General features: G+C 68.7%; 4 protein-coding genes and 2 tRNA genes. 2 read left to right on the top strand and 4 right to left on the bottom strand.

Annotated features, from left to right (window positions below; all coding sequences use genetic code 11):
- The first annotated feature begins 377 nt into the window (after positions 1 to 377).
- The gene (locus FJ251_13195; GenBank protein MBM4118662.1) at positions 378 to 1,658 is read left to right on the top strand and encodes a hypothetical protein; all 1,281 of its coding nucleotides are present in this window, start codon (positions 378 to 380) and stop codon (positions 1,656 to 1,658) included.
- A gap of 24 nt (positions 1,659 to 1,682) precedes the next feature.
- On the opposite strand, the gene FJ251_13190 is transcribed toward FJ251_13195, so the two are convergent.
- A complete protein-coding gene (locus FJ251_13190; protein MBM4118661.1) occupies positions 1,683 to 2,405 on the bottom strand; it encodes a hypothetical protein in 723 nt (240 codons plus the stop codon).
- Here FJ251_13190 and FJ251_13185 point away from each other — a divergent pair.
- Positions 2,352 to 3,860, top strand: a complete 1,509-nt coding sequence (locus tag FJ251_13185) for a hypothetical protein (GenBank protein ID MBM4118660.1) — start codon at positions 2,352 to 2,354, stop codon at positions 3,858 to 3,860. The genes FJ251_13190 and FJ251_13185 overlap by 54 nt on opposite strands.
- A 124-nt stretch (positions 3,861 to 3,984) precedes the next feature.
- Here FJ251_13185 and FJ251_13180 read toward each other — a convergent pair.
- From FJ251_13180 to FJ251_13170, 3 genes are all read right to left on the bottom strand, one after another.
- A tRNA-Val gene (locus tag FJ251_13180) sits at positions 3,985 to 4,060 on the bottom strand.
- Positions 4,061 to 4,062: 2 nt separating this feature from the next.
- Positions 4,063 to 4,138: transfer RNA gene (locus FJ251_13175), tRNA-Ala, on the bottom strand.
- A 144-nt stretch (positions 4,139 to 4,282) separates the two neighbouring features.
- A complete protein-coding gene (locus tag FJ251_13170; protein ID MBM4118659.1) occupies positions 4,283 to 4,723 on the bottom strand; it encodes an Hsp20/alpha crystallin family protein in 441 nt (146 codons plus the stop codon).
- Between the last annotated feature and the right edge of the window lie 473 nt (positions 4,724 to 5,196).

Here is a 5,196-nt window from a genome sequence, read left to right as displayed (position 1 = left end):
AAAAGACGTTGCCGAAGACCAGCCAGCCGTCGTTGCCCAGCGCGTCCGGATCGCTCTGGACGAGGCCTTCGAAGTCCTGCGCGTAGGGAGCGAGCGCGCTGGCCGCCGGCGCCAGGCAGAGCAGCGCCGCGATCGCAAAGAACGCTTTAGCTCTGATGTTCATCGTGGTTTCCTTCCGTGTGAGGAGTTTCGCTTGGGCTGAGACTCTCGGATCCGATCGCCGCGGGGCATGCGCATTCAATCGCATCCAGACGAGGAGCAGTGTACACTATGTTCGGTGTCCGAATCAAGTCCCAAACAGCCAGCCCAGCGCTTGGTCCCAGCCTGGCTCTCCTTCGTATCTCGTTTGATATCAGCAGTTTCAAGGAAACGACGGATTGAGCACGAGCGGACTGCTGGGCCGCAGCAGCGACGCCAGCCGTTTGCCGATGCCCCTGGCGCAAGTGGCGATCGCAGCCCAGAGGGATGTGCAAGAGAGCCCTTCGCCAGCTGTTCGCGCTCAGACTTTGTGCGGAATGCAAACAAACACGCCTTTCACTCCTCAGGCGCCGCTCGCGATCGTGGACCTGACAGCGACGCGCGCGACAGCCCAGCGCGGGAGCGTTAGCACTATGCCTCTGCCGACCTCGATCCCGGCGCGCGTCGGCCTGTCCCTGCTCCTGCTCTCCCTGGCCGCTTGCGGCGGCTCCCGGCGCTCAGCGCCGCCGGGCGCCGAGCCCAGCGGCGCATTGCGTCCCTTCCTGCCGGACCGTACCGAGCGCTGGAGCGGCGCCGGAATCTGCTACGGCCCGCACCGCGACGGACAGCGGCCCGGCGGCCCGACGCCGAGTGCGGCCGAGATCCGCGAGGACCTGCGGCTGATGCGGCCGCATTGGCGCCTCCTGCGCACTTACGGGGCCAGTGAGTTCGGGCGCGAGCTGCTCGAGGGGATCCGCACCGAGGGCTTCGACATCAAGGTGCTGCTCGGTGTCTGGGTCGCGCCGGAGGAGCGGCCGGGGGCGGCCGGCGGGATTGAGCGCGATGCGGAGGCGGCCGCCGCCAACGAGCGCGAGTTCGTCGCGGCGGTCGCGCTGGCGGCGGCCTACCCGGACATTGTCGCTGCCATCTGCGTGGGCAACGAGACGCAGGTCTCCTGGTCGCCGCATCCCTGCCCGATCGAGTTGCTCATCGCCCAGGTGCGCCGCGTGCGCGCCGCAGTGGCGGTGCCCGTGACCGCAGCCGACGACTACCAGTACTGGCTCGAGCCGGCCAGCCGGGCGCTCGCGCGCGAGCTCGACTTCCTGACCGTCCACGCGCACCCGATGTGGAACGGCCAGACCCTCGACGCGGCCCTGCCCTGGCTGCGCACGCAGCTCGCGGCCGTGGCGGCGGCGCATCCGAGCCGGCCGCTCGTGGTCGGCGAGACGGGCTGGGCCACGGCGGTGGCCGCGAGCGGCGAGCAGGCGCGCCTGATCAAGGGCCGCCCCGGCGAGGCGGAGCAGGCCAGCTTCTACGCCGCTGCCTGCGCCTGGGCGGAGCGCGAGCGAGTGGCGCTCTTCACCTTCGAGGCCTTCGACGAGAACTGGAAGGGCGGCACAGACCCCGCCGAGGTGGAGAAGCACTGGGGGCTGTTTCGTGCCGATCGAACCCCGAAGGCGGCCTTGCGAAGCGGAGGCTGAAGTCCCTGAGCGGCCACCGAGCCTTCAGCGGATCAGGAGTCCTCGTGCGGCGACTGCCCGGCCGCCTCTCTCGAGCCTGAACAGGTAGAGGCCGGACGCCACTGCACGGCCGCTGGCGTCCCTACCATCCCAGCGCAGGCCGCTCGCGCCCGCCGTGGCGAACGTCTCGCGCAGGACCGCCACGCGCCGCCCGGTCGGATCATAGACACCAAGGCGGGCAACGCCGGCTGCCGGTAGCGTCAAGTAGAGCTCGACGGCCCCGCGCCTCGCGCGCGCAACGAGGCGCAGCGCGGCGGCCCGTTCACGCCCAAGGATACCCGGCAGGGTTGCCCTGCGCCAGGGTCGACTTCCGCGCTCAGGCAGGGGCTGGTATAATCGAACCGTCCGCCATGGAGCATCGCTCCGATCCCGCGAACCACAGGCGATGCGGTGCGGTGGGGTTTGGCAGAGGAGGCTCTCGTGAGCGCGATCTCCCGTCGCGTCCTCGCGATCGTGTTGGGTATCGGCGCCGCGCTGCACGCCGCGCCCGGCGCGGCTTCCTGGCTCTGGACCCAGAGCGACTGGACCGGGGGCGCCTACGAGAGCGCAGCGGGCGTGAATCCCGATATCCAGGCCGGCGAGCTGGTCCTCGTCAACGATCCCGATCGCCTGGTCTTGGCCTTCGATGCCTCCGACTGGAACGGCGTCTGGGCCATGGAGGCCTTTCAAGGCCGGCTCTATCTCGGCGTCTGCGACTTCCCCAATCACGACTACTACGCGGACATCATGATCTACGATTACGGCGCCGACAGCGCGTACGTGGACATCCCCGTCGCCGAGGAGGGCATCAACGTCCTCAAGGTGCGCGAGGGAATTTTCTTCTCACCCGGCACGGATGCCCTGGGCGACGTCTTCATCGGGAACATCTACTACAATCAAGGCGACGGCTGGACGATCAAGTCCACGGTCCCGATCGCTGCCCACGTCTTCGACATCGAGAGATGGCAGGGCAAGCTCTGGGTGACCACGGGCTGCCACAACCCGCCCGACTACCCTGGCATTCTCTACTCCTCTGGCGACATGGGAGAAACCTGGTCGGAGGAGATCGTCATCCATCCGCATCCGCCCGGCATCTACTTCCGCCGGCTCTACGGCCTCGGCGTCTGGAACGGGTCGCTCTTCGTCAACAGCGACTTCGAGCCGCCGGAGGGCAAGGTGGTCTACGAGCTGACGGGCGCGGAGATCATCGCCCACACCATCCCGGCGCCGGGCGACGACTGCTTCTGCGCCTTCGTGGAGTGGAATGGCAAGCTGGCCTGCCTGACGCGGACCATCGTGGACTTCTACGACGGTCGGACCTGGATCGATCGGGTCCTGCCCACCGGCGTCCGGTCGAGCAACTACTCCTGCCGGGCCATGGAGGTCTACGCGGGCCGGCTCTACATCGGCGGTTACGAGGGACTCGTCTCCAGCAGCAATCCCGAGGCCGGCACCTGGTCCTTCTCCGTCATGCAGCCGGCGGCCGGGCGCGAGATCGAGGACCTCGCCGTCCTGCACGGCCGCCTCTACGCGGGGACCTTGCTCGACGCCGAGGTCTACGTGACGCCGGCAGTCGCGTGCGGCACGCTGGTCTCGGAGCCCTACGCCTTCCCGGCGCCGATCTGCGCGGGCACGCTGCAGTTCACGGCGCTGGAGCCGCCGGGAACGAAGGTCCGCTTCCAGTTGCGCTCGGCGGCGAGCGAGGCGGAGCTGGCCGCGGCAGCCTTCCTCGGCCCGGATGGCACTGCGGCGAGCTGGTACGAGGAGTCGCAGACGCCAATCTCGCCCTCGCACTGCGGTCAGCACTGGTTCCAGTACCAGGCGCAGCTGGAAACGGCCGACGAACGCCTGGCGCCTGTGCTGGAGGAGTTCGCGCTCGAGGCGGAGAACACGGGAACCGCGGCGCCGGGCGCCGGGTCGGGGTCATGCCTGTCGGCATGGCCGAATCCCTTCGAGACGGAACTGAGGATCGCCCTGGCCGGGCCGGCGGCCGCCGGCAGCCGCGTGCGGATCTACGACCTTCGCGGCCGCTGCATCCGGGACCTGGGATCGGCGAAGGAAGGCGGGCTGCGCTGGGACGGTCGGGACGCGCAGGGGCGGCGACTGAGCGCTGGGATCTACCTGCTGCGCGCGGAGACTGCCAGCGGCCCCGCCCTGGTGGAGCGCGTCGTCCGCTTGCGCTGAGGGGCCCCGGCGTGGCCTGCGGTCTCTGGCCAGGCGCCGAGCCCGACTGCGCGTTCTACCATCAACGCGAAGCCCGGCATCAACGCGAAGCCCGGCCGCAACTCGTGCTGCGACCGGGCTTACTCGGTGGGCGATACTGGGATCGAACCAGTGACCTCATGCGTGTGAAGCATGCGCTCTCCCAGCTGAGCTAACCGCCCGATGGTGGACCGCAGGAGGATCGAACTCCTGACCTCTGCATTGCGAACGCAGCGCTCTACCAGCTGAGCTAGCGGCCCCGAAAGCGGATGCCAATGTAGCGGAAGGCCCCCGGGAAGGCAAGCCCCGCCGGGGCCGCCGCGCGGGCGAGGCCCAAAGAGGCGCGGGGCCTCTCACGCCGGGCCAGGCCACGGCGCGGGAGGCCCCGCTTGAGGGGGGTATGACTAGCGGACCTGGATCTCGCGGCCGGCCACCTGCGCGGCCTTGGCGATGCTGATCATCAGAAGGCCGTTCTTGAACTCGGCCTCGATCTTCTCCGCGTCGGCCTCCTTCGGCAGCCGGAAGCTGCGCTCGAAGCGGCCGTAGAGGCGCTCCACCCGGCGGAAGCGGCGCTCCTTCTCCTCGGCGACGCTCTTGCGCTCACCGCTCAGAACGAGCAGGCCGTCCTCCACCTTGAGGCTGAGATCGCTCTTCTCGAGACCGGGCAGCTCGACGTGGATCTCGTACTGCTTGTCCGTCTCGACGATGTCGACGCGCGGGCTCCAGTGCACCTGGGCTTCGGGCTCACAGGTGGCGCAGCCCACGGGGGCACTCAAGAACTCGCTCCACAGACGGTCGATGTCGTTCATGGCGGCGTACTGGGGCTTCCACTTGATGAGAGTCATCTCGGCTCCTCCTGATTCGGCTCGAGCCTGCGGGCTCGGGGGTTGGGGGGTTCACATGCTCGGCCGGGCTACAGCAACCGGCCTGCCAAAGCGCGACCAACTCCCGAAGTGACTAATCGAGTAGGACTTGGAGATTGTACACGTGTACACTCGCGAGCGCCGAACAGGAACCACTGCCATCGTGACGCACAGAAAAACTGCCACATGGGCCGGCTTCAGACGCTCAGTCACCGGGCTGTCAGGTCCCGCGGCAGAACCCACCGCAAGCGTCGCTCCGCGGTCCTTGTGGAGATGCCGCTCCGAGATTACCCTGCCATCGTCCCGCATCGGAGGTGCAGCATGGCGATGAAGACGCAGCCCGGCCTCTCCCGCCGCGGCCTTGCCGTCCCCGCGAGCCCGATCCGCCGCCTCGTCCCTTACGCCGATCGTGCGAAGGCCGCGGGCACCAAGATCTACCACCTCAACATCGGGGG

The sequence above is a fragment of the bacterium genome (assembly GCA_016873475.1).
GTDB lineage: Bacteria > Krumholzibacteriota > Krumholzibacteriia > JACNKJ01 > JACNKJ01 > VGXI01.
Note: the sequence above shows the minus strand (reverse complement) of the source record. Positions and strands in the feature narration are given on the sequence as shown.